Genomic DNA, 22,029 nt, shown 5'->3' with positions numbered 1-22,029 from the left:
AAGTCATGATGAACACACCGGCCGCACTGGCCGCATAACCAACCTGTCACCTATCCGTGCAGCAGACCCCGGTTTCGACAAGCTCAACCGACGGGTGAGCTCAACCGACGGTAGAACTCAAACGACGGTAGAGCCGTTCACCCTTTCAGGCCGCTTCCGGTCACGCCTTCCACGATGCGTCGCTGGAAGATCAGGTACAGGATGATCAGCGGCAGGGCCGCGAGAATCGCGCCGGCCTGGATGTCCGCATACCGCTGCCCGAAGCTGCCCTGCACTGTGGCGAGTCCCACCGGGATCGTCATCAGGTTGGGGTTCGAGAGCACGAACAGCGGCAGCAGCAGATTGTTCCACACGCCGACGAACGTGAGGATGGTCACGGCGGCGATCACCGGCCGCGACAGCGGCATGATCACCGACCAGTAGATCTTCCACCGGTTCGCCCCGTCGATGCGCGCGGCCTCTTCGAGTTCGCGCGGGATGCCGTCGAAGAACTGCTTGAAGATGAACACCGCGATCACGGCTGGCACCTGCGGGAAGATCACCGACCAGTACGTGTTCAGCAGGCTGAGTGCGTTCAGCTCCTGGAAGATCGGCACGATGAGCACCTGGCTGGGGATCATGATGCCGAGGATGATCAGCAGCAGCACCAGGTTCGATCCGCGGAACTTGAGGCGCGAGAGCGCGAACGCCGCCATCGAGGCGAAGAAGACGGTGAGCACTGCCGTGATCACCGAGGTGATGGCGCTGGCGATGTACCAGTTCCAGATGTCGCCGGACTGGAAGTACGACGCATACGACGCCAGGGTCGGATTCCACGCGCTCAGGATCGCCGAGGCGCCCAGAGCCGCCGTTCCGTTGTCGGTGAGCGAGGTCTTCAACGCGAACAGGCTGGGGATCAGCCAGATGATCGCGAAGACGATGAGCACGATCAGGGCGACGATGTTGAACGTGCGCCCGCTCACCCGCGACGACGCGGTCTGACGTGCGGGAGCCGCACCCGAAACGGGCGACTTGAGACGTGGGCGAGGGGTCGAGATCGCCATGTCAGGCCTCCTTCTTGGCCGCGGAACGGTCGGTGAGCTGACGGATGATCGCGATCACGATGATCACGATGAACAACAGCACGCTCGCCGCGGATGCCGCTCCGAGCCGGTTGTCGGTGAAGGCGGTACCGGTGATGAGCTGCAGTGACACCTGTGTCGAGATGCCGGGTCCGCCGCCGGTCATCAGGTACACCTGGTCGAAGATCTTCAGGCTGGCGATGATCTGCAGCAGCACGACCAGTGTTGTGGTGCGACCGAGCATCGGGATGGTGATGTAGCGGATCTGCGACCACGCGGACGCCCCGTCGACCGCCGCCGCCTCGTACAGTTCGCGGGGGATCTCCTGGAGACCCGCCAGGTAGAGCACGAAGTTGAACCCGAGCGTCCACCAGACCGTGGCGATCGCCACCCCGATCATCGCCGTGTTCGGGCTCGAGAGCACGCCGGAGCCCGGTGTGATGCCGAACCAGGTCTCCACCAGCGCCCACAGGCCGGTGGTCGGCGTGAAGACGAACACCCAGATCAGGGAGATCGTCGCCGAGGGAAGGATGAACGGCAGGAAGAAGGCCAGCCGGAAGAACCACTGACCGCGGTTGAACCGGTTGGTCAGCACGGCGAAGACGAAGGCGAGGATGACCAGCGGCGGCGTCGTGTAGAGCGTGAACTGCAGCGTGTGCAGCAGCGAACTCCAGAAGTCCGGCCGGGTCAGCATCTCCGCGTAGTTGGCGAAGCCGGCGAACGATCCGAGCCCGGTGCGCACCATCGAGGTGTTGAAGAAGCTCATGACGAGCATGTAGACGGTGGGCCCGAGCAGGAATGCCAGGTAGAAGATGCCGAACGGGGCGAGGAAGAGCCAGGCGCTGCGGCCATCCTTGCGCTGCAGCGGTGAACGATAGGTCAGGCCGGTGTCCCGTGCGGCACGGGGCCGGGGGCGGGCGGCGGTTGCGGTGGTCACGACTGTGGTACCTCCGAGTGAAAGAGCCGAGTGAGAAGGGTGGGTTCTAGAGCGGGCTGGGGGTGTTCAGGTAGACCCGTAGCTGGGACTTGATGGCTTGCAGGGCCTCCTGGGGCGACAGCGTGAGCTGCTGCACGAGACCGAGCTGCGCGCCGACGATTCCCTCGAACGTCGAACCGGAGCCGCCGTACCACGCCGGATCGTCGTACACGGCGTGTTCTGCGGCGGAGGCGTAGTCGTTCTGCGGGCTGAGCGCCTTGTAGGCCGCACTGGTGGCCACCGGCAGGTAGGCGGGAATGTGGCCGCCCTTCGCCCAGGTCATGCTCTGATCGAGCATGGACCTGATGAACAGCATGGCCTGGTGCCGCTGCTCGGGCGTGCGGTTCTTGCGCGGAAGCACGAACGTGTGCGAGTCGGCCTGACTGGCGGCCTTGTCGTACAGCGTGGGTACCGGAACGATGCCGAACTTCAGTCCTTTCACCGACTGGGCGGTCGTGATCTCCCACTCGCCTTCGAGGTAGAGCCCCGCTTTGCCGGTGAACATGTACGACTCCGCCGTCGCATAGTCGAGGCCCTGGTTGACCCAGCCCTTCTTCACCCAGGACTGCAGGCGGCTCGTGACGTCGTTGAAGACATCCTCGTTCACGGTGAGCTTCGACCCGTTGTCGGAGAGGAACGGGGTGGCGGCAGAGTGCTGGTTGTAGAACGTCCAGAACACACGCCATGGGGTCGCGGTCTCCCCGGCCACATTGGCGATCGTCATCGCCGGGCCCTTGGTGATCTTGCTGATCGCCGCAAGCGCCGTCTCGAACTCATTCATGTTGTCGAGCTTCTTCAGCGTGCCGTTCGAGTCCAGCAGACCGGCCTTCCGGCAGACGTCGTCGTTGTAGAACATGACGAGCGGATGCGTGTCCAGCGGCACCGCGATGTTGTGCCCGTCGGTGCGCTGCTCGTTCCATGGCCGCGTGCTGAAGTCAGAGGCGGCGAGGCCCACGGATGCCAGATCATCGTCGGTGATCGGCTCCAGCAGACCTCCGTCCCAGAGCGGCTTGGCGCGCGTGAGATGTGAGATCGCCACGTCCGGCGGTTTGTTGCCGACCGTGGCGAGCGTGACCTTCGTGTAGTACGGGTTGCCCCACGCGAACGTCGTCGCCTGAAGCGAATCCGGTCCGTACCTGTCGCGGTAGCCGGCCTCCATGGTCTGCATGCGAGTGCCGTCGCCGCCGCCGAAGAGGTTCCAGTACACGAGCGTCGAGGTCGGGAGCCTGGTTCCGAACAGGCCGGCGGCGACGGTCGTGCCGATGTTGCTGGAGCATCCTGCAAGGAGCGGTACCGTGGCGGCGCCGAGCCCGGCCGCGAGAAATGCCCGACGACTCAGGCCTGTGCTGCTTCGTGCCATCTCGTTGACGACCTCCTTGTCGTGCGCCGCGTCGGCGGCGGTTGCGGGTGAACCAGAGCGCGAGCACTCATTTCAACGTGGTAACGGTAGCATCCGAATCCCGCAGCGCAAGCCCCGGATTCTGGCGCGTTCATCACGGCTGAGCGAGCTCCGGTGCGAATTCGGCCCTCAGACCCCCGAATCCACCCCTCATCACCTCGGTTCCACCCCTCGCAACGTCGGTTCCACCCCTCATGACGTCGAGCCCACCCCTCGTATGCGGTACACCGTCACACCATTCACGGCACTGTCGTCCGGACGGGCTTCGTCACATCAGTTCAACGATGTAATGTGGGCGCTGGTCTGCGAGCCGCTGACCCGCCCGCTCACGCTGACAACGCGCAAGCGACAGACGACGCGCACCCGGATGCACGCACAACGACAAAGGAGTTCCATGTCCCGCGCCACCATCACCGTCGACCGCGACTTCACAGTCGGGCCCGTTCCGAGGCGGATCTTCGGCAACTTCGTCGAGCACATGGGCCGATGCGTCTTCACCGGCATCTACGAGCCGGGGCACCCCGAGGCGGACGAGAACGGCTACCGCCTCGACGTGCTCGAGCTGGTCAAGGAGCTCGGCGTCACCGTCGTGCGTTACCCTGGCGGCAACTTCGTCTCGGGCTACAACTGGGAAGACGGCGTCGGCCCCGCTGACCGCCGCCCACGTCGTCTGGACGGCGCGTGGCACACGGTGGAGACCAACGCATTCGGCCTCCACGAGTTCGCCGACTGGGCGAAGAGGGCGAACGTGGAGATCATGGAGGCCGTCAACCTCGGCACCCGCGGTGTGGATGCGGCCCGTGAGCTGGTCGAGTATGCAAACCACCCTGGTGGCACCTATCTGAGCGACCTGCGCAGGGAGAACGGGGCATCCGAGCCGTTCGGAATCAAGCTGTGGTGTCTGGGCAACGAGATGGACGGCCCGTGGCAGATCGGCCACAAGACGGCCGACGAATACGGGCGGCTCGCCCAGGAGGCCGGCAAGGCCATGCGGCTGGTCGACCCGTCGATCGAACTCGTCGCCAGCGGCAGCTCCAACCGGGGCATGCCCACGTTCGGCTCCTGGGAGCAGACCGTTCTCGGCCACACCTATGACGTTGTCGACTACATCTCACTGCACGCCTACTACGAGGAGAAGGAGGGCGATGCGGCCAGTTTCCTGGCCTCCGGCGTCGACATGGACCTCTTCATCGAAGGCGTCATCGCCACCGCCGACGCGGTCAAGGCCAAGGGCAAGCACTCGAAGAAGATCAACCTGTCGTTCGACGAATGGAACGTCTGGTACCTCACCGCTCGCGAGGGCGACGACCAGCCGGCGACCATCGAGGCGCGCGGTGGATGGCACGAGCATCCGCGCATCATCGAAGACGAGTACAACGTGACGGATGCGGTCGTGGTGGGCACCCTGCTGAACTCGCTGCTTCGTCACGGCGACCGGGTGTCGATCGCCAATCAGGCACAGCTGGTGAACGTGATCGCGCCGATCCGCAGCGAGGAGAACGGCCCGGCCTGGCGTCAGTCGATCTTCTGGCCGTTCGCCAGGATGTCGGAGCTGGCGAAGGGCGAGATCCTGCGGTTGTCCACCACGAGCGATCGTTTCGAGACGGCGAAGTACGGCGACGCCGCCGTCGTGGACGCGAGCGCGACGTGGGACGAGGAGAACGGCAGGGCCGCGTTCTTCCTGGCCAACCGCGGACTCGACGAGGCGGCGGAGGTCACCGTGGCGCTGCGCGGGTTCGAGGCAGGCCGCATCACCCGCGCCGAGGTGCTGACGGTGCCGGAGGGCGCCGACCGTTTCACGACGAACAACGAGCACGACCAGGACCGGGTCGGCCTCAAGCCGCTGACCCACGTAACCGCCGAAGGCGGAACCCTACGCGCCACGCTCCCCGCACTCTCGTGGGCCGTCGTCGAGGTGGAGGTCGCGAAGGCGTAGCGCTCCAGAACCCGCCCGCCCGATGGTGGGGCCGCCGATCGCGAGACTAGGCGTATGGGCCGAGACCTGGTGCTGTGCACCTAGTCTCGGCCCATACGCCTAGTCTCATCCGGGGGTAGGTGGGGGTGTGGGGTGGCCGGCATGGGCCCGGCAGAACCACCTCAGCGGCTGGGCGCTCGGGGCATCCCGGCCAGCACCGCGTAGGCGAGGGGAACGACCGAGACGCACATCAGCACGACGCCGAGCGGCACGAGGAACTGCAGCAAGAGGATTCCGCCCACCAGGAACGCGGCGAACACCACGGCGCCGATAGCCCTGCGGATGAGACGCTCGATGCGGCTCAGGCGACGGTCGATCGCGGGAGTCGCCACCGAGACAGTTCCGGCGTCGATGCGGGTGATCAACTGATCGATGCGCTGCGGAAGCCGCAGCACTATCCCGGCGGCGGCGAGCGCCTCCCGTCCGACCGAGCGCACGAGGTTGCCGCTCTCCTCGCGCATCAGCCTGGTCGCGAACGGCTCGATGGCGTTCCAGATGTTGAATTCGGGATCCAACGAACTGCAGACGCCCGAGGTGAGCGACATTGCGCGGATGACGAGCAGGAAGTTCCCCGGCAGCTGGAACGGAAGAGAGCGCACCACCGCGCCGAACTCCTGGCCGAAATCACGGAACTCGCGTTGATCCACCTTGCGCAACTGCGCGAACCCCATGCCGCCGAACCGGTCGAACAGCCGGGCCATCGCCCGCTCCAGCTCCGCGGTGTCGGCTGTCGGCAACAGGATGCCGACCTCCTGGATGCTCGCGATCAGACCTCGGCCATCGCGCGAAGCGACCGCGATGAGCAGCCGCCTCAGACCATCGCGCAGCTCGTCGGTGACCTCGCCCATCATGCCGAAATCGACGAACGTGAGCCGCCAGTCAGGCCCGGTGCCGGCGTGCGCCACGGGCGTTACGAAGACGTTGCCCGGATGCGGATCAGCGTGGAAGTAGCCGTGACCGAAGAGCTGCTCGAACATGACCTCGGCGAATACCGCAGCCACCTCCGATGGGTCGATGCCTGCCGCACGCAGACCGTCGACGTCGTTGATCTTGATGGCCGAGACATCCGAGAGCGTGAGCACGCGGCGCGTCGTTCGTTCCCACACCACGTCGGGCACGTTCACCCGCGGGTCGTCGGCGAACATCGCGGCGAACCGTTCGGCGCCGACCGCCTCGTGCAGATAGTCGATCTCCTCGAGGCTCGTCTTCGCGAATTCTGCGACCAGTGCACGAGGGTCGACGTGCTCGGAAACGATGCGCAAGCGGCCGAGCCATCCAGCGACCCGGCGAAGCGCGGCGAGGTCCACATCGACAATGGTCTGGATGCCTGGTCGCTGCACCTTCACGACCACGCGATCGATGCCCGTCTCGACGGCGTCCCACTCCACGAGGCGAGCGGGATGCGCCTGCCCGAGCGAGGCCGCCGCCACCGCCTCGGCACCGAACCACGAGTATGCCGCCTCGAGCGGAACTCCCAGCTCGACCTCCGCCAGCCCACGGATCGCGTCGAAGGATGCCGGCGGCACCTCGTCTTGAAGCCCGGCCAGTTCCGCGGTGATCTCCGGTGGAAGCACGTCGAGCCGCGACGAAAGGAACTGGCCCACCTTGATCATAAGCCCGCCCAACTCGACGGCGAGCAGGTGGAACCGTCGGGCGACTTCGGTCATCCGGGCCGACCTACGCCGTTCGGCGACCCCCTCGAGCCCGATGCGCACGAGGAACACCTCGTACCACCAGGTCTGCACGAGGTAGCGCAGCGCGAACCGCAGAATGCGACGGTAGCGGGAGCGAGCGGCACCGTTCTCGGTGGACGGAGCCGCTCGCGATCCGGATGCCGGCGGCATCCGTCTCAGCCCTGGGCGAGGATCGAGTAGAGCTTGCGCCGTGCCTCGTCGAGCGCGGCGACCGCTTCTTCCACCTGCTCGGACGTTCCCGTGCGCCGCACCTGTGCGGCCGCATGCGCCAGATCCACGACGGCCTTCGGCAGCGGGCCGACGCCGAGCAGATCGTGCGTACCGAACGTGTCCCAGGGCGCTGCCTTTCCCGCGGAGGACTCCGTCTCCGCCCGCCCGGTCTCGGTCAAGGCGTACGTCTTGCGACCGTCGACTACCTCCTGGGCGAGGAGCCCCTCGTCGACCAGGAGCTGCAGGGTCGGGTACACCGAGCCGGCGCTCGGCTTCCACGCGCCGCCGCTGCGCTTCTCGATCTCGGCGATGATCTGATAGCCGTGCATCGGCTTCTCGGCGAGAAGTGCGAGCACGGCGAGACGCACGTCCCCCCGAGCTGCTCGCGGACCTCCTCGCTGTCCTACGACAAGCGAGCGCAACTGGTCGATCGCGTCAAAGAGATGTTGCCCTGACCCGGGTCCGCCCATTCCGCCCGCACCGAAAACACCGTTCGTAGCCGAACCGCCCATCATGACCTCCCGAGGTGCAACCCACTTCACGACATATATCGCGATATATCGCCCAGGGTATCCCCACATTCCGAGCGCGTCTGCGCAACACCTAAAGAACCTTCGACAGAAAGGCCTTGGTGCGCTCGTGCTGGGGGTTCGCGAGCACCTGCCGGGGATCGCCGGACTCGACGATGACACCGCCGTCCATGAAGACGAGCGAGTCGCCCACTTCGCGCGCGAAACCCATCTCGTGCGTCACGACGACCATCGTCATGCCGCTCTCCGCGAGTCCCCGCATGACATCGAGCACCTCGCCCACGAGCTCAGGGTCGAGGGCACTGGTGGGCTCGTCGAAGAGCATCAGCTTCGGTTCCATGGCCAGGGCCCGGGCGATCGCGACCCGCTGCTGCTGGCCGCCGGAGAGTTGCGCCGGGTAGTGGCCGGCATGGTCGGCGAGGCCCACCCGGGTGAGCAGTTCGCGGCCCCGGGCAACGGCATCCTGCTTGCGGACGCCCTTCACCCGCATCGGCGCCTCCGTCACGTTCTCCAGCGCCGTCATGTGCGGGAACAGGTTGAAGTGCTGGAAGACCATGCCGATGTCGCGTCGCTGCAGCGCCGCCTCGCCGGGCTTGAGCTCGTAGAGCTTGTCGCCCTTCTGCCGGTATCCGACGAGTCCACCGTCGACGTAGAGGCGGCCGGCATCGATGCGCTCCAGGTGGTTGATGCAGCGCAGGAACGTTGACTTGCCCGAGCCGCTCGGCCCGATGACGCACATCACCTCGCCGCGCCGCACGTTCAGCGTGATCGACTTCAGCACCTCGTTGCTGCCGAAGCTCTTGGAGACCGCTATCGCGTCCACCATCGGAACGGATGCCTGTGCCTGCGCGCTGGAGGCCTCCGCGTCGGCGCGTGTGGTCGCCTCGCTCGCCGCGTCGCTCATCCCTTTCCTCCGATGTCGATGCCGACGCCTGCGACTGCTCCGGATGCGTTCGCTCCGGCATCCGCGATGCCGATCGTCGGTCTGCCGCGACCGGTGCCACGAGCGAAGCGCTTCTCGAGGAAGTACTGCCCGATCATCAGGATCGAGGTGAAGAACAGGTACCAGAGCGACGCCACGATGAGCAGCGGGATCGGCGTGAACGTCTCGGCCGAGATGTCGCGCGATCGCCCGAACAGGTCGAGCGTGAACGGCACGGCGGCGACCAGGGTGGTGGTCTTCAGCATCGAGATCACCTCGTTGCCGGTCGGCGGGATGATGACGCGCATCGACTGCGGGATGACGACGCGCCGCATGGTCATCCCCCACGACATGCCGAGCGCCTTCGCCGCCTCCTCCTGGCCGGGGTCGACGGACAGCAGACCGGCACGCACGATCTCGGCCATGTAGGCCGCCTCGTTGAGCGAAAGCCCTACAACCGAGATGAAGAACAGCGGCGGCACCCACGTGATCGGGATGGTCGCCCAGGTGTGCACGAACGGGATGCCGACCACGAACGTGTTGTAGATGAGCGTGATGAGGCCCCAGAACACCAGCTGCACGTAGACCGGGGTGCCGCGGAAGATCCACAGGTAGAGCCACGCGACGGCCTTCAGCACCGGATTCGGCGAGAGCCGCATGACGGCGAGGACGAGCCCGAGGATGATGCCGATGATCATCGAGTAGACGGTGAGCTCGAGGGTGATGAGTGCCGCCTGGCTGATGCGGACGTCGAACAGGTACTTGCCGACTTCCGCCCACCCGAACGCCTTGCGCTGCGCGGCATCGAGTATGAACAGCACGAGCAGCACGACGAGGATGACGGCGATCGCGATGCGCCACGGATGCCGCAGCTTGACCGCCCTGATCGCCTCCGGCTGCCCTGCGGGCTCGGCGATGCCCGCCGTCATCGGAGTGCGCGGCGAGGCGGACGGGGTTCCGTCCGCCTCGCCACCGCGATGCGAATCGCTCATCGGCCTACGACGACGCCTTCGACGCCGCGTTGACCTCGATCGTCTTCACAGCGCCGTCGTCGACGCCCCACTTGTTCAGGATCTTGTCGTAGGTGCCGTCGTCGACCAGCGATTGCAGCGTCTTCTGGATCACCTTCGTGAGCGGCGCGCCCTTGTCGACGGCGATGCCGTACGGTGCGATGTCGAACGTCTTGCCGGCCTTCTCGATCTTGCCCGACTGCTTGCTGATCGCGTACTCCGTGATCGGGGAGTCGGCGCTCATGGCGTCCACCTGTCCGAGGACCAAGGCGTTGGTCGCCTGATCCTGTCCGTCATACTTGAGCACCTGGATGGCAGGCTTGCCGGCATCCGTGCACGCCTTCGACTTGGCAGGGACCTCGTCGGTGTCCTCGTAGGTGCCGGCCTCGACGGCGACTTTGAGCCCGCACGCGTTGTCGGGGTCGACGGTCTTGCCCTTCAGCGACGCCCACAGGATGCCCGCGTTGTAGTAGTTGACGAAGTCCACCTGCTTCTCGCGCTCGGTGGTGTCGGTGAAGGAGGAGACGCCGATGTCGTAGCGGCCGCCGGTGATGCTCGGGATGATGTTGTCGAACTTGGCGATCGTGTAGTTCATCTTGACGCCGAGCTTGGCGCCGATCGCGTTCGCAAGGTCGATGTCCCAACCGATCGGCTTGCCGTTCGCGTCCTTGTACTCGTTCGGCGCGTACGTCGCGTCGACGCCGACCGTGATCTGGCCGGCCTTCGCGATCGTGGACGGCAGCGTCTTGGCGAGCGCGTCGTCCTTCTTCACGCCGTACGGGTTGGATGCAGCCGATCCGGTGGACCCCGAGCCGGAGCCGCCGGAACCGGTGTTGTTCACGCATCCGGTGAGCAGGAGCGCCGTGGCCACGGCGACCACCGGGAGCGCATATCGAATTCGCATGTGGATGTACCTTTCCTCGTCCTTGAGGCGCGACGTGTGCTGTGTGAACGTCGACGGGACCGCCCGAGGAGACGACTGACTGACGAGAGTCTACGTAAGTTCGGTCGCCTGATCGGAAGTCGATCAGGTCGTGACGCCTCGCAAACAATACTGTGCCGCCTGTCGGCGGACGTTTTCACCTGTCCGGTGGACCGGACGGGTCGGCATGACGCATCGCTGACCTCGCGCCGGCGTGCGCGATGGCGGTCAGGTGAAGAGGCGAACGGGGCGCTGCGGCCCATTCGGCACGACGCTCGCGTCGACCCGCTCCCCCGTCTCGAGCGACTGCCGGATGCGGCGCTTCTCGTGCACGCTCGAGGTGATGAGCGGCAGTCCGCGCCGGATGGAGGTCTTGATGCGCTCCACCAGAAGCGGCGAGTCGATGCGATAACCGTCGAAGTCGGACTCGTGCGCATACACGCCGACCGGCAAGGTCAGCGCCTGGAAGAACCCGAACAGCGGACGCAGCTGGTGCTCGACGATGAGCGAGTGCCGCTCGCTCCCGCCGGTCGCCGCCAGCAGCACCGGTGTGTCGACGAGGGCGTACTGGTCGACGAAGTCGAAGAAGTGCTTGAAAAGGCCGGTGAACGATGCCCGGTACACCGGGGAGGCGACCACCAGCAGATCAGCGGACTCGACCCGACGCAGCTCGTCCTCGACCGAACGCGGCAGTTGCACGCGCTCGAGCACGCCCGCGAACTGCGGGCCGACGTTCGTGATGCGAATGACGTGCGCCGTCACGGGCAGTTCTTCGCCGAGCTGTCGGAGGACCTCGTCGATGAGCACGTCGGTCTTCGACGGGTTGTGCAGGCTGCCGGAGACGGCGACGACTCGAAGCTGCTCGGTCATGCGCTCTCTCCTCTCGTCGGGAAGACGTCCATGCCCCGGCCGGGCATCCACGGCGTCCGGGCTCTCGGCACTGGATGTCCTATCGACGATAGGCGGCTGCGGCGCGACCCGCAGAAGGCCGCGTCACACGACGACACGCACGAGATGATCGCTACGGCCCCGCGACGAGCTCCTGCAGCTGCTCCCGTCGCTTCGCCTGTTGCACAGGGTCGGGAACCGGCAAGGATGCGAGCAGCCGCTTCGTGTAGGCATCCTGCGGCGCCGACAGCACCTGTTCGCCCGTTCCCTCTTCCACCAGACGACCGTGATGCATCACCGCGATGCGGTCGGCGACGATGTCGACCACTGCGAGGTCGTGGCTGATGAACAGGCACGCGAAGCCGAACTCCCTCTGCAGATCGGCGAACACCTCGAGCACCTTCTGCTGCACCGACACGTCGAGCGCACTGGTCGGCTCGTCCGCTATCAGGGACCGGCCGCACGATCGTTATTCGATGGAAACGCACGGAGCAGGAAAGGCGCACGGCAGTGCGTGTTTGTGCAACGATCCAGCGCGAGGTTCGGGATTCCCGCGTCATCTGCGAACATTGGCCACGATGAATCAGCAGACTTCTTCAGCCTCGCTCTCCTCCACTCTTTCGGTGCGCGAACTCGTGATGCCGTCCGGCGACCTCGGTGTCGTGAACCCGTTGCCGCCCATCGCGGATTCCGGAGACCTTCACAAGGTCGTCGGCGCCGATGACGTCGACGACGAGCTGAGGTTCGGCCTCGGCTACGGCAAGGTCGAGACGGTGCTGCCGTACCTGATGCAGGACGGCTACTCACGAGAGCTGCGCGAGGCGGCGCATCCTGTGGCGGTGCTGGAGAACTCGATGATGCGGGCCGAGTTCCTGCTCGACCTCGGCGGCCGCCTCTGGTCGCTCGTGGACAAGCGGACCGGACGCGAGCTGCTGCACCGCAACCCGGTTTTCCGGCCGGCGAACCTGGCGCTTCGCAACGCGTGGTTCGCCGGCGGTGTGGAATGGAATCTCGGCACGACCGGGCATTGGCCCTTGACCTGCGCTGCGGTACACGCGGTGCGCGTGCGCCGCGGCGATGGCACCGAGGCGCTGCGCATGTACGAGTACGAGCGGATGCGCGGGCTCGTGGTCAGCATCGACGCGTCGCTGGCGGAGGATGCTCCCCTGCTCGTCGTGTCGGTGAGCATCCGCAATCCGCGCGACACCGAGGTGCCGGTGTATTGGTGGTCGAACATCGCGGTGCCCGAGGGCGAGGACGTGCGCGTGCTAGCGCCGGCCGGCTCCGCCTATCGGTTCGGCTACGAGGGAACCCTCTCGACCGTGCCGTTCCCGGACGCCTACGCGGACGGCGTCGACCGCAGCTACACGGCGCGCTCGCGCGACGCCGCCGACTACTTCTTCGAGCTGGACCGAGCGCCGATGCCATGGATCGCCGCGCTCGACGCAGACGGCAAGGGGCTCTTTCAGGCGTCGACCGCGCGCCTTCGCGGCCGCAAGCTCTTCCTGTGGGGCACGGCGCAGGGCAGCAGGCACTGGCAGCGCTGGCTCACCGAGGGCGATCATCCGTATCTGGAGATCCAGGCAGGGCTCGCTCGCACCCAGCTCGAGCATCTGCCCATGCCCGCGGGTGAGACGTGGCGCTGGAGCGAGGTGTACGGGCTCGCGGAGGCGGACGGCGCAGCCGCACACGGCCCGTGGCAGGAGGCGGTCGCCGCGGCCGGTGAGGCCATCACACGTTGCGGGGCGGCAGAGGTGCTGGCGCGCGAAGAGGGCCGTGACGCGCGCGACGACGAGCTGGTTGAAGTGCTGCAGCGGGCATCCGGTTGGGGTGCACTGGAGGATGCCAGGCGCGAGCACGCGGGCGAGCCGGCGTTGTCGACCGCCGATACGCCGTTCCCGGCCGGCGATCTCGGCCCCGAGCAGTCCTGGTGGGTCGACGCGCTCGAGCATTACGCCGTCGCTGAGGCCGCTGAGCCCACTGAGCCGACCGACAATGCTGAGGCCACCGGGGCCGAGCATTCGCCGGACGCGAATCCCGTGGCGGAGGCGCCCTCTGCTGCGGAGGCCGACCTCGCCGTCGGGCCGCTCTCGTACCATGCCGACCCCGCGTGGGAGCCGATCGTGGCGACCGGGTCGGGCTGGACGGCGCTGCTGCACGAAGGCGTGCTGGCTGCCGCGCAGGGGCGGTGGGGCGCTGCGGTCGAGGCGTGGCGGGCATCCGTGGCGCTGACCGACAACGGCTGGGCGTGGCGCAGTCTCGCTGTCGCGGCGACGAGGGACGGTGACGTGGCCGCTGCGACGGTTGCGTACACGAAGGCACGCGCACTGCTCCCCCGCCTGCTCCCGCTGAGCATCGAAGCGCTGCGCCAGCTGCTCGACAACGGTCACGCCCCCGAAGCTCTGGCGCTCATCGAGTCACTCGACGCCTCGCAACGGGCCGACGGACGCATCCGTTACGCCGAGGCCGCGGCCTCCCTCGCCCTGGGCGACCTCGCTCGCTGCGGACGCCTCCTCGATGAAGGCATCGAGATCGCCGACCTCAAAGAGGGTGAGACCTCGCTCGACGGACTGTGGGCCCACTATCAGGCGGCCCGCGTTGCGGAACGCGACAGTGTCGAGGTGACGGATGCCGTGCGCGAGCGCGCCATGCGCGAATTCCCGCCGCCCGAGTCGTACGACTTCCGCATGCACGTTCCAGAGTGAGTCCGCGATACCATCACCGCATGCTTCGTCGCTTGATGCCCGTGCTGCTGATTGCGCTCGTCGCGGTCGCCGGGCTCGATGCGGCACAGACGGCATCCGGGGGCGTGCTGGTCGCGGTCGGGACGATGGCCGTTCTGATGCTGGCCGCGATCGGCGTACTGGCTCGTGGCGCCTCTGGACAGCGCCCGATTCGCCTCGCCGCCGCGCGAGCGGCATGGCTCGGTGCCACGGCGGCCGCGACACCGACGCACACGGATGCCCGCGCCCTCATGCGTGCGCGACCACCGTCGGCGACGTCGTAGCGGCGCCCGGCGGCTGAGCTCCTCGGCTGGTGTCGGCGTCCGCTTCCGCGTTCACCGACCGATCACACGAGACCTCGAGGACTCACGTTCATGGACCCCTATGCCTTTCCGCCCTTCGCCGCGGTGCTCGACGGTGCCGCCGCACTCATCTCCGGCTTGACGAGCTCGTTCGCGGCGCTCCTGCCGACCGGCGTGGCCGCGCTGGCGGCGATCGCGCTCGTCACGATCGCGGTGCGCGCCGCATTGCTGCCCATCGGCCTCGCCAATGCTCGTGCGCAAGTCGCGCGGGGCCGCCTCGCGCCGCGGCTTCGGGAACTGCAGCGCCGGCATCGCCAAGACGCCGCTACTCTCGCCCGCAAGACGCAGGAACTGTACGCAGCCGAAGGCGTGTCACCGTTCGCCGGCGTGCTGCCGACGATGCTGCAGATCCCCGTCATCTCCGTCGTGTACGGCGTCTTCACCAGAGCGACCGTGGCAGGCCACGCCAATGCGCTGCTCGCGCACACGGTTCTCGGGACGCCGCTCGGTGCATCCTTCGCTCAGCTGGTCGTAGCGGGCGCCTTCACGCAACTGGCCCTGCCGCTGGCGTTGTTGGCGGCAATCGCGACCGTCACCGCGGCATCACGGCAGCTCGCCGCGCTTTCCGCTCACCGGATCGACCCGGAAGCGCCAGAGCCCGCACGTCTTGCGCGAGCGCTCAGCTGGCTTCCGCTGCTCAGCGTCGTGTTCGCGGCGATCGCGCCGGCAGCGGCATCCGTTTACCTTGTGGTGTCGATGTCATGGACGAGCGTCGAACGCACGATCGCCGTGCGCCGCTACCTCGCGACCTGACGGCACGAGCTCGCCGGTGTCAGCTGCTGGCTTTCGCGTTGGACTCGTACGACGTGTTGATCGACTCGAAGAAGTTCACGAGCTCGAGGGTGTCGTTGGCCGCAGCCATCCACTTCGCCGGGTTCGTCACGTTGTACTCCGTGCCGAACCCGAGCTCCTCGAGCCGACGGTCGGCGAGGTACTTCACGTACTGGTTGATGTAGTTCGCGTTCAACCCGAGAATGCCACCGGGCAGCAGGTCGTTGTTGTACTGCTCCTCCATCTGAACGGCATCCAGGATCATCTGCTTGATTTCAGCGGCGAACTCGGGCGTCTGCAGGTCGGGGTTCTCCTCCAGCACGGTGAGGATCAGGTTCATGCCGAACTTCAGGTGCAGCGACTCGTCGCGCACGATCCAGTCGATGAGCGACCCGAAGTTGCGCAGCAGATTCCGCTGCCGGAACGAGAGCGCCACCATGAACCCCGAGTAGAACCAGATGCCCTCCAGGATGATGTTGTACGCCACCAGGTTGCGGATGAAGTCCTGCTTGCCCTCGGTTGTGGTGATGTCGAGCTTCTGCTCCAGCATGCGCCGGATGTACCTGACCTCGAATTCCTCCTTGCGCGCCATCGACGGAACCTCGACGTGCGAGCCGTAGGCCTCTTCGCGATCGATCGGGAACGTCTCGAGCACGTACTCGAACGACATCGAGTGGTTGGCCTCCTCCCACATCTGCTTCGCGAGATACATGTGCGCTTCCGCGGCGTTGAGGTACGGGTAGACGCCGAACGCGAGCGCCTTGTTCACGAGCAGCTCGTTCGGGTTGAAGTAGCTGACCAGGAACGTCACCGCGTGACGCTCCTCATCTGTCATCTTCTTGAAGTCGGCGATGTCTTCGCCCAGCTGCACCTCGTTCGGGAACCAGGTGTTGGCAACGGCCTGGTCGTACAAGTCCATCGCCCACTGGTACTTCACCGGCTTCAGCAGCAAGCCCTCTTCGATGCCGGTACCCAGGATTCCCATTTCTTCTCTCGATTCGTTCTTCGGGTGGTGTGTTCGGGTCGAATACCCGCTGGTTGAGCTCGTCGAAACCGAGCCGCCGCACGTGCTGGTTTCGACAGGCTCAACAGGCGGATGAAGCGTCAGCCGACCGAAGCTGTCACTGACAGGAGTCGCACTGGAAAGCATCCATCGGATCTTCCGGCACGAAGTATTCGCCTACGAACTGCTGCTCCGTGCCCACGTTGGTGCGCACGTCGATGCGCTGGTCGTCCATCACTTGTCACCTCCAGCGACGCCGCCGAAGCCGAACCCGCGACGAGCGGGAGCCGGTGCGGATGCCTGACTGCCGGCATCCGCGGCGCTCGCGCCGGCGCCGACGCCCGCGGGCACCGCACCGAAGCCCTTGCGCGCGCCGCCGATCTCCTCGGCCTTGTTCACCCGAACGGTCGTCTGTTCGGCCTGGTGCCGCGGCTTCATGTGCAGGTAGTACGTGGTCTTCACGCCGCGCTCCCACGCCGCCGCATAAATGTCGACCATGTCGCCGATGTCGCGCGTCTCGAGATAGATGTTGCGGCTGATCGACTGATCGATCCACTTCTGGGCGCGCGCGGCGACCTCGAGGAACGAGTACGGCGACAATTGGAAGCTCGTCTTGTACACGCGCTTGATCTCGTCGGGGATGTCGGCGATGCCCTGGATGTCGCCCTGGCTGCGCAGCACCTGCTCGCGAACCTTCTCCCAGAGGCCGTGCTGCTGAAGCGCGCCAACGAGGTTGCGGTTCACTTCGAGGAACTTGCCATTGGACGTGGAGCGGCTGAAGATCTGCGAGAACTGCGGGTCGAAGCCGGGTGTGGTTCCAGCGACGAGTCCGATGGATGCCGTCGGAGCGACGGCCAGCAGCGTCGCGTTGCGCATACCGCCCTTGACGCGCTGGCGCAGCGAGTCCCAGTCCATACGAGTCTTGCGGTTCACCTTGATCTCGACGCCGCGGTCCCGCTCCGTGATCGCGATCGTGTCGAACGGCACCATCCCCTGCGACCAGCGGGAGCCCTGGAAGTTCGGGTACGCGCCGCGCTCGATGGCCAGGTCGACCGACTCCTCGATCGCGTAGTAGGAGATGCGCTCAGCGATCTCGTCGATGAGGTCGTACGCCTCCTCCGACTCGTAGCTGAGTCCGAGGCGCTCGACGACATCCGTGAAACCCATGATGCCCAGGCCCACAGCACGGTTGTTGATGTTGGCGTTGTCGGCCTCGGGCACCGACGACATCGTGATGTCGATCAGGTTGTCCAACTGGCGGATCGCGAGCCGCGCACTGCGCTCGATCGTCGCCCAGTTGAACGTGCCGTCGTCTTGCAGGTGACGGGACAGGTTGATCGAGGCCAGGTTGCAGACCGCGATGTTGTCGATGTCCTGCGGCAGGCAGATCTCAGTGCAGAGGTTCGAGAGGTGGATCGTGCCCGTGTTGTTGTTCAGGGCACGGTTGTTGATGGTGTCCTTCCAGGTCAGCCACGGGTGGCTGGTGGTCTGCAGGCTCATCAGCATGTCCTTGAACACGGAGCGGGCCGTCGTGCGCTTGAACATGCGCAGGCGCCCGGCATCGGCCTCTTCGACGTAGTGCGCGTAGCGCTCGGAGAACGCTTTGCCGTAGAGCTCGTTCAAGTCGGCGACCTCGAGCGGATCGAAGTAGTACCACGGCTCGTCGTACTGCACGCGTTTCATGAACTCGTCGCTGATCCACACTGCTGTGTTCGCGGTGCGGGTGCGGCGATACGGGTCGCCCGAGTTCTGGCGCAGGTCGAGGAATTCCGGGAAGTCGAGGTGCCAGTTCTCCATGTAGAAGCACAGAGCGCCGAACTTCTTGCCACCGCGGCTGACGGCGCGCAGAACCGAGTCGATCGTGTGCATGAACGGGATCGGCCCGGTCGAGGTGGTGTTGTTGGAGCGGATCGGCGAGCCTTGCGAGCGGAGCTTGGTCACCGACAGACCGATGCCCCCGGTGCCCTTGGTGATCCACATGACGTCGCGCACGCTCTTCGCGATGTGCTCGATGTCGTCGTGCATCTCCATGACGAAGCAGTTGGAGAGCTGCGGGAACTTGGTGCCGGCATTGACGAGTGTGGAGCCTGCCGCGAGATAGTCGAGGCGTGACATCGTCTCGTAGAACTCGATCGCGATGCCGGTCGGATCCGCCTCGTTGAGCGACAGACCCATGGCGATGCGCATCCAGAAGTACTGCGGAACCTCCAGCGGATCGCCGCCCCGCGCCTTGATGCCGTAGCGGTTGTTGAGCGTGACGACGCCGATGTACTTGAGCAGGCCATCGTTCGCCGGCTCGAGCACCGAGGCGAGGCGGTCGAGATCGAAGAGGCCCGGGAAGCGCGGGTCGAGCAGTTCTTCGCGCACACCCCGCTCGACGTACGCCCGGAAGCCCTCGCGGTGGAGTCGCTTGAGCTCGTCGTCGTTCTCGTAATCGCCGAGCACGCGCTTGTAGATCGTCTTCAGCAGCAGACGGGCTGCGACGGTGTCGAAAGCAGGGTCGTCCTTGACGTTCTGCAGCGCCACCTGGATCACCGCCTCGTCGAGCTGCTGTGTGGTGATGCCGTCGAACAGGGTCAGTTCCAGTTCGCTCGCGATCTGGGTGACCCAGGTGATGTTCTCGTCGAGGCCTTCCGACGCCTTCTCGATCGCCAGATTGATCTTGTTCGCGTCGTACGGCTCCCGTTCGCCGTTGCGCTTCACGACCGTGATTGTCACTTCGCCTCTTCCTCCACTACTGCTCGTGGCATCCGCCCCTCGGACAGAAGCCGTCGACCCCGCACCTTCCAGCGGAGTCGCCGAAGCAGCCCGACCATTCGGTGTGCCACCGCACGCCTCGGTCCGACGCCCCATCTCCCCGTGTTCCACCCCGGGCTCGTACCCGGATCCCCGCGCCGTGCGGTGTCTTCACTCATCGTCCGGCAGACCGCCGACATGAAGATTCGTGTGCTTGTGGCGACGCGATTCTTCAAGCGGTCCGCCGACCTCGGGAGACCCGACTGCACCGGCGTGTGACCACTATATAGCGGGGTGCTCGGGAGTGCTCAACCCTAGATGTTGTGGGCGTGTCGTCCACAGAATGTGGATAAGTTCGCCGACTTATCCCCAGTTTCCACAGGCGATCGAGGTCATCGAGTCGGAGCTGCCCACACGGGAAAGCCGCTTGAGTCTGTTGAGCGGCGCGGCCCCGAACACCAGCCGCAGCGGGCATGGCGAAGGCCAGGTCACCCCATAGAATTGACCGCTAGTGAGCGCATATTCAGACCTGTTGAAGACGCCCGGTGTCGGCCGGATCATCGCCGCGCAGCTCACCGCGAGATTCCCCAGCGGGATGCTCTCGCTGGCGTTCCTCACTCACATCGAGCGCGTGCATCACACGTACGGCGCGGCCGGCCTCGTGCTGGCCGCCGCGAGCATCGGTCAGGCGGTGGCCGGCCCTCTCACCAGCCGCCTGATGGGACGCGTGGGAATGCGCCCCGTGCTCATCGTCACGACCGCGGTGTGCGCTGCGACGATCACGCTCATCGCGCTCGCGGTCATGCCGATCCCGGTCACGATGGCGGTCGCGCTCGTCGGCGGGCTCGCCATACCGCCTGTGCAACCCGCCGTGCGCACGATTTATCCGAAGCTCGTCAACTCGCGCCTGCTGACGCCGCTCTTCTCTCTGGATGCCTCGGCGCAGGAGATCATCTGGATCGCCGGTCCCGTCGTCATCACCTTCATCGCCACGCAGATCTCGACCACCATCGGCCTGCTGGTGTGCGCGGCGGTGATGCTGGCCGGTGGCGCCTGGTTCGTGGCCTCCCCCGAGCTCGGAAGGGTGCGCATCCCGCGCAGCAGACGTCGATTCGGTGCCGTGCTGCGACGCCCGACTGTGATGCTCGCCACCATTGTCGGATTCCTGCTCGTGGGCTCCTGCGCGGCGATCGAGGCGGGGGTGATCGCCCACTTCGGCGACAAGGGCCCCGAAGCCGGGATCGTGCTCGCGATCTGGTCGCTCGGCTCACTCGCCGGCGGGTTCTCGCTCGGCGCCGTGCCGATCGGCCCGTGGGCGCTGGCCAGGCGGATGCTCATCGTGTTCGTCGGCATCGTGCTCGCCAGTCTCTGGATCACGAACATCTGGTGGCTCGCCGCATTGCTCGTCCTCGCCGGCGCCGGAATCGCTCCGGCCCTGGCCGTGATCTTCGCCATCGTCTCCTCGAGCGTGAAGTTCTCCGACACGGCGGAGGCATATGGCTGGGTCGGCACCGGGCAGCTGATCGGTGCAGCGCTCGGAAGCGCCGTCGCCGGCTTCCTGATCGACCGCTACTCGGCGATCGGGGCCTTCTGGGTCGCCGCCGTGCTTGCCGCACTCGGCGTGCTCGTGCCGCTGATCGGCAAGCGATGGCATCCGGATCTGCGCGGCAAGGATGCCAGCCCCATTCCCGACACAGAGCCTGTGCCGTTGCCGCCGAGCTGATCCCCTCGCTCCACGGAAATCGGCATCCGGCCGTGGCAGTGATCGACAAGCGCCGCGGAATCCTTCTGTGGCGGTGGCCGGTATCTGTTGCGAGACGGACGAGCCGACCTTCGGCGCGTCATCATCCCTTCGTGAACTCCTGCACACCGATGAGCCGTGCACACCGATCGGCCGCGCGCACGGCCGAGCGCTGTTAGCGTGAACCGCGTGAACGACGAGGCCTTCATCGAGTACGTCGGCGATCGTCTGGGATCGCTGCCAGGCGTGAAGGCGGTGACGCTCGGCGGCTCCCGCGCAGAGGGCACGAATCGCCCGGACAGCGACTGGGATTTCTCGATCTACTACCGAGGCACGTTCGACCCTCGGTCGCTTCGCGATCTCGGCTGGCCCGGAGCCGTCGGCGAGCTCGGCGGCTGGAGTTCGGCGCCGCACACGGTCTTCAACGGCGGCGCATGGCTGGAGATCGATGGCCGCGCGAGCGACGTTCACTACCGAGACCTCGACGTCGTCGACCGCGTCATCGCATCCGCTGCTGATGGTCGATTCGAGACCGAACCGCTCTGGTTCCACCTGGCGGGACTGCCGTCGTATCTCGTTCTGGCCGAACTCGCGACGAAGCGGGTGCTCACCGGCGAGCTACCGGATGTCACGTCGTACCCGCCGAAGCTGCGCGAACAGGCCCCGGATGTCTGGTGGGCGCAGGCCGTCGCGGAGTTCGACTACGCCCGCCGCTACCACGCGGCGACCGGCCGGCTCACTCAGTGCGTGGGGCTGCTGGCACGAGGCGCGACCTGCACCGCGCATGCCGTTCTCGCTGCGAGAGGAATCTGGGTCACCAACGAGAAGCAGCTCTTCGCACGCGCGGAGCTCGGCGCCATCGATCGCATCATCGCCACGGCGACCTCGGCTCCGGCGACGCTGACACAGGTCGTTGACGAGGTGCACTCGGCCTGCGCCGAGGCGCTCCACGCCGCCCGCCTTACGCGCTAGGTTCTCGTCGGTGCTCGCACGATGCGCCGGAAACCGAACGATGCGCCGGACGAACGACGATGAATCATCCGACCGATCGTGCGTTTTCCGGCCGATCGGACGTGGCGGCTGCGTGACCGGCCGCTCGTGCGCAA

17 protein-coding genes and 1 pseudogene are annotated in these 22,029 nt (G+C 66.2%); 6 read left to right on the top strand and 12 right to left on the bottom strand.

Features of this window, described 5'->3' with window-relative positions:
* Positions 1 to 137: 137 nt before the first annotated feature.
* Genes ACYVDK_RS13145 through ACYVDK_RS13135 form a run of 3 tightly spaced genes read right to left on the bottom strand, consistent with a single transcriptional unit; the run spans position 138 to position 3,397 of the window.
* On the bottom strand, positions 138 to 1,043 hold the full coding sequence (locus ACYVDK_RS13145) for a carbohydrate ABC transporter permease (RefSeq protein WP_460522437.1): 906 nt from the start codon (positions 1,041 to 1,043) through the stop codon (positions 138 to 140).
* A 1-nt stretch (position 1,044) separates the two neighbouring features.
* Positions 1,045 to 1,998, bottom strand: a complete 954-nt coding sequence (locus ACYVDK_RS13140; RefSeq protein ID WP_460522435.1) for a carbohydrate ABC transporter permease — start codon at positions 1,996 to 1,998, stop codon at positions 1,045 to 1,047.
* A 46-nt stretch (positions 1,999 to 2,044) separates the two neighbouring features.
* Positions 2,045 to 3,397, bottom strand: coding sequence for a type 2 periplasmic-binding domain-containing protein (locus ACYVDK_RS13135; protein ID WP_460522433.1), 1,353 nt, complete (start codon positions 3,395 to 3,397; stop codon positions 2,045 to 2,047).
* A gap of 433 nt (positions 3,398 to 3,830) precedes the next feature.
* Here ACYVDK_RS13135 and arfA point away from each other — a divergent pair, with 433 nt between their 5' ends.
* Positions 3,831 to 5,372: an alpha-N-arabinofuranosidase gene (arfA, locus tag ACYVDK_RS13130; RefSeq protein ID WP_460522431.1), complete on the top strand. Its 1,542-nt coding sequence runs from the start codon at positions 3,831 to 3,833 to the stop codon at positions 5,370 to 5,372.
* 161 nt (positions 5,373 to 5,533) lie between these two features.
* Here the strand turns inward: arfA and ACYVDK_RS13125 are convergent, their stop codons facing one another.
* The 7 genes and pseudogenes from ACYVDK_RS13125 to ACYVDK_RS13095 form a co-directional block, all read right to left on the bottom strand.
* Positions 5,534 to 7,255: an ABC1 kinase family protein gene (locus ACYVDK_RS13125; protein ID WP_460522429.1), complete on the bottom strand. Its 1,722-nt coding sequence runs from the start codon at positions 7,253 to 7,255 to the stop codon at positions 5,534 to 5,536.
* A gap of 5 nt (positions 7,256 to 7,260) precedes the next feature.
* Positions 7,261 to 7,683: a PadR family transcriptional regulator gene (locus tag ACYVDK_RS13120; RefSeq protein WP_460522427.1), complete on the bottom strand. Its 423-nt coding sequence runs from the start codon at positions 7,681 to 7,683 to the stop codon at positions 7,261 to 7,263.
* Between the two features lie 235 nt (positions 7,684 to 7,918).
* Positions 7,919 to 8,671: an amino acid ABC transporter ATP-binding protein gene (locus tag ACYVDK_RS13115; protein WP_460522444.1), complete on the bottom strand. Its 753-nt coding sequence runs from the start codon at positions 8,669 to 8,671 to the stop codon at positions 7,919 to 7,921.
* A 74-nt stretch (positions 8,672 to 8,745) separates the two neighbouring features.
* On the bottom strand, positions 8,746 to 9,759 hold the full coding sequence (locus ACYVDK_RS13110; protein ID WP_460522426.1) for an amino acid ABC transporter permease: 1,014 nt from the start codon (positions 9,757 to 9,759) through the stop codon (positions 8,746 to 8,748).
* 4 nt (positions 9,760 to 9,763) lie between these two features.
* Entirely contained in the window at positions 9,764 to 10,681 is a 918-nt protein-coding gene (locus ACYVDK_RS13105; RefSeq protein ID WP_460522424.1) for an ABC transporter substrate-binding protein, read from the bottom strand.
* A gap of 246 nt (positions 10,682 to 10,927) precedes the next feature.
* A complete protein-coding gene (gene msuE / locus ACYVDK_RS13100) occupies positions 10,928 to 11,569 on the bottom strand; it encodes an FMN reductase (RefSeq protein ID WP_460522421.1) in 642 nt (213 codons plus the stop codon).
* 151 nt (positions 11,570 to 11,720) lie between these two features.
* Positions 11,721 to 12,038, bottom strand: a pseudogene (locus ACYVDK_RS13095) (glutathione ABC transporter ATP-binding protein); the annotation flags it as partial.
* 127 nt (positions 12,039 to 12,165) lie between these two features.
* Here ACYVDK_RS13095 and ACYVDK_RS13090 point away from each other — a divergent pair.
* The 3 genes from ACYVDK_RS13090 to yidC all read left to right on the top strand — a co-directional run bounded on the left by ACYVDK_RS13090 (position 12,166) and on the right by yidC (position 15,425).
* Entirely contained in the window at positions 12,166 to 14,292 is a 2,127-nt protein-coding gene (locus tag ACYVDK_RS13090) for a DUF5107 domain-containing protein (RefSeq protein ID WP_460522419.1), read from the top strand.
* A 20-nt stretch (positions 14,293 to 14,312) separates the two neighbouring features.
* Entirely contained in the window at positions 14,313 to 14,594 is a 282-nt protein-coding gene (locus ACYVDK_RS13085) for a hypothetical protein (RefSeq protein ID WP_460522417.1), read from the top strand.
* Between the two features lie 90 nt (positions 14,595 to 14,684).
* Positions 14,685 to 15,425 (top strand): membrane protein insertase YidC, encoded by a 741-nt coding sequence (gene yidC, locus ACYVDK_RS13080; RefSeq protein ID WP_460522415.1) that lies wholly within the window; start codon positions 14,685 to 14,687, stop codon positions 15,423 to 15,425.
* Between the two features lie 19 nt (positions 15,426 to 15,444).
* Here yidC and ACYVDK_RS13075 read toward each other — a convergent pair whose 3' ends face one another.
* Together ACYVDK_RS13075 and ACYVDK_RS13070 are read right to left on the bottom strand one after the other, a co-directional pair.
* The gene (locus tag ACYVDK_RS13075; protein ID WP_460522413.1) at positions 15,445 to 16,428 is read right to left on the bottom strand and encodes a ribonucleotide-diphosphate reductase subunit beta; all 984 of its coding nucleotides are present in this window, start codon (positions 16,426 to 16,428) and stop codon (positions 15,445 to 15,447) included.
* 252 nt (positions 16,429 to 16,680) lie between these two features.
* Positions 16,681 to 19,164 (bottom strand): ribonucleoside-diphosphate reductase subunit alpha, encoded by a 2,484-nt coding sequence (locus ACYVDK_RS13070; RefSeq protein ID WP_460522411.1) that lies wholly within the window; start codon positions 19,162 to 19,164, stop codon positions 16,681 to 16,683.
* Between the two features lie 529 nt (positions 19,165 to 19,693).
* Between ACYVDK_RS13070 and ACYVDK_RS13065 the strand changes: the two genes are divergently transcribed.
* Both ACYVDK_RS13065 and ACYVDK_RS13060 read left to right on the top strand, forming a co-directional pair.
* Positions 19,694 to 20,905, top strand: coding sequence for an MFS transporter (locus ACYVDK_RS13065; protein ID WP_460522409.1), 1,212 nt, complete (start codon positions 19,694 to 19,696; stop codon positions 20,903 to 20,905).
* Between the two features lie 207 nt (positions 20,906 to 21,112).
* Positions 21,113 to 21,895 (top strand): nucleotidyltransferase domain-containing protein, encoded by a 783-nt coding sequence (locus ACYVDK_RS13060; protein ID WP_460522407.1) that lies wholly within the window; start codon positions 21,113 to 21,115, stop codon positions 21,893 to 21,895.
* Positions 21,896 to 22,029 lie beyond the last annotated feature (134 nt).

The sequence above is a fragment of the Humibacter antri genome, from assembly GCF_054777235.1.
This window is presented reverse-complemented; position numbering and strand designations above follow the sequence as displayed.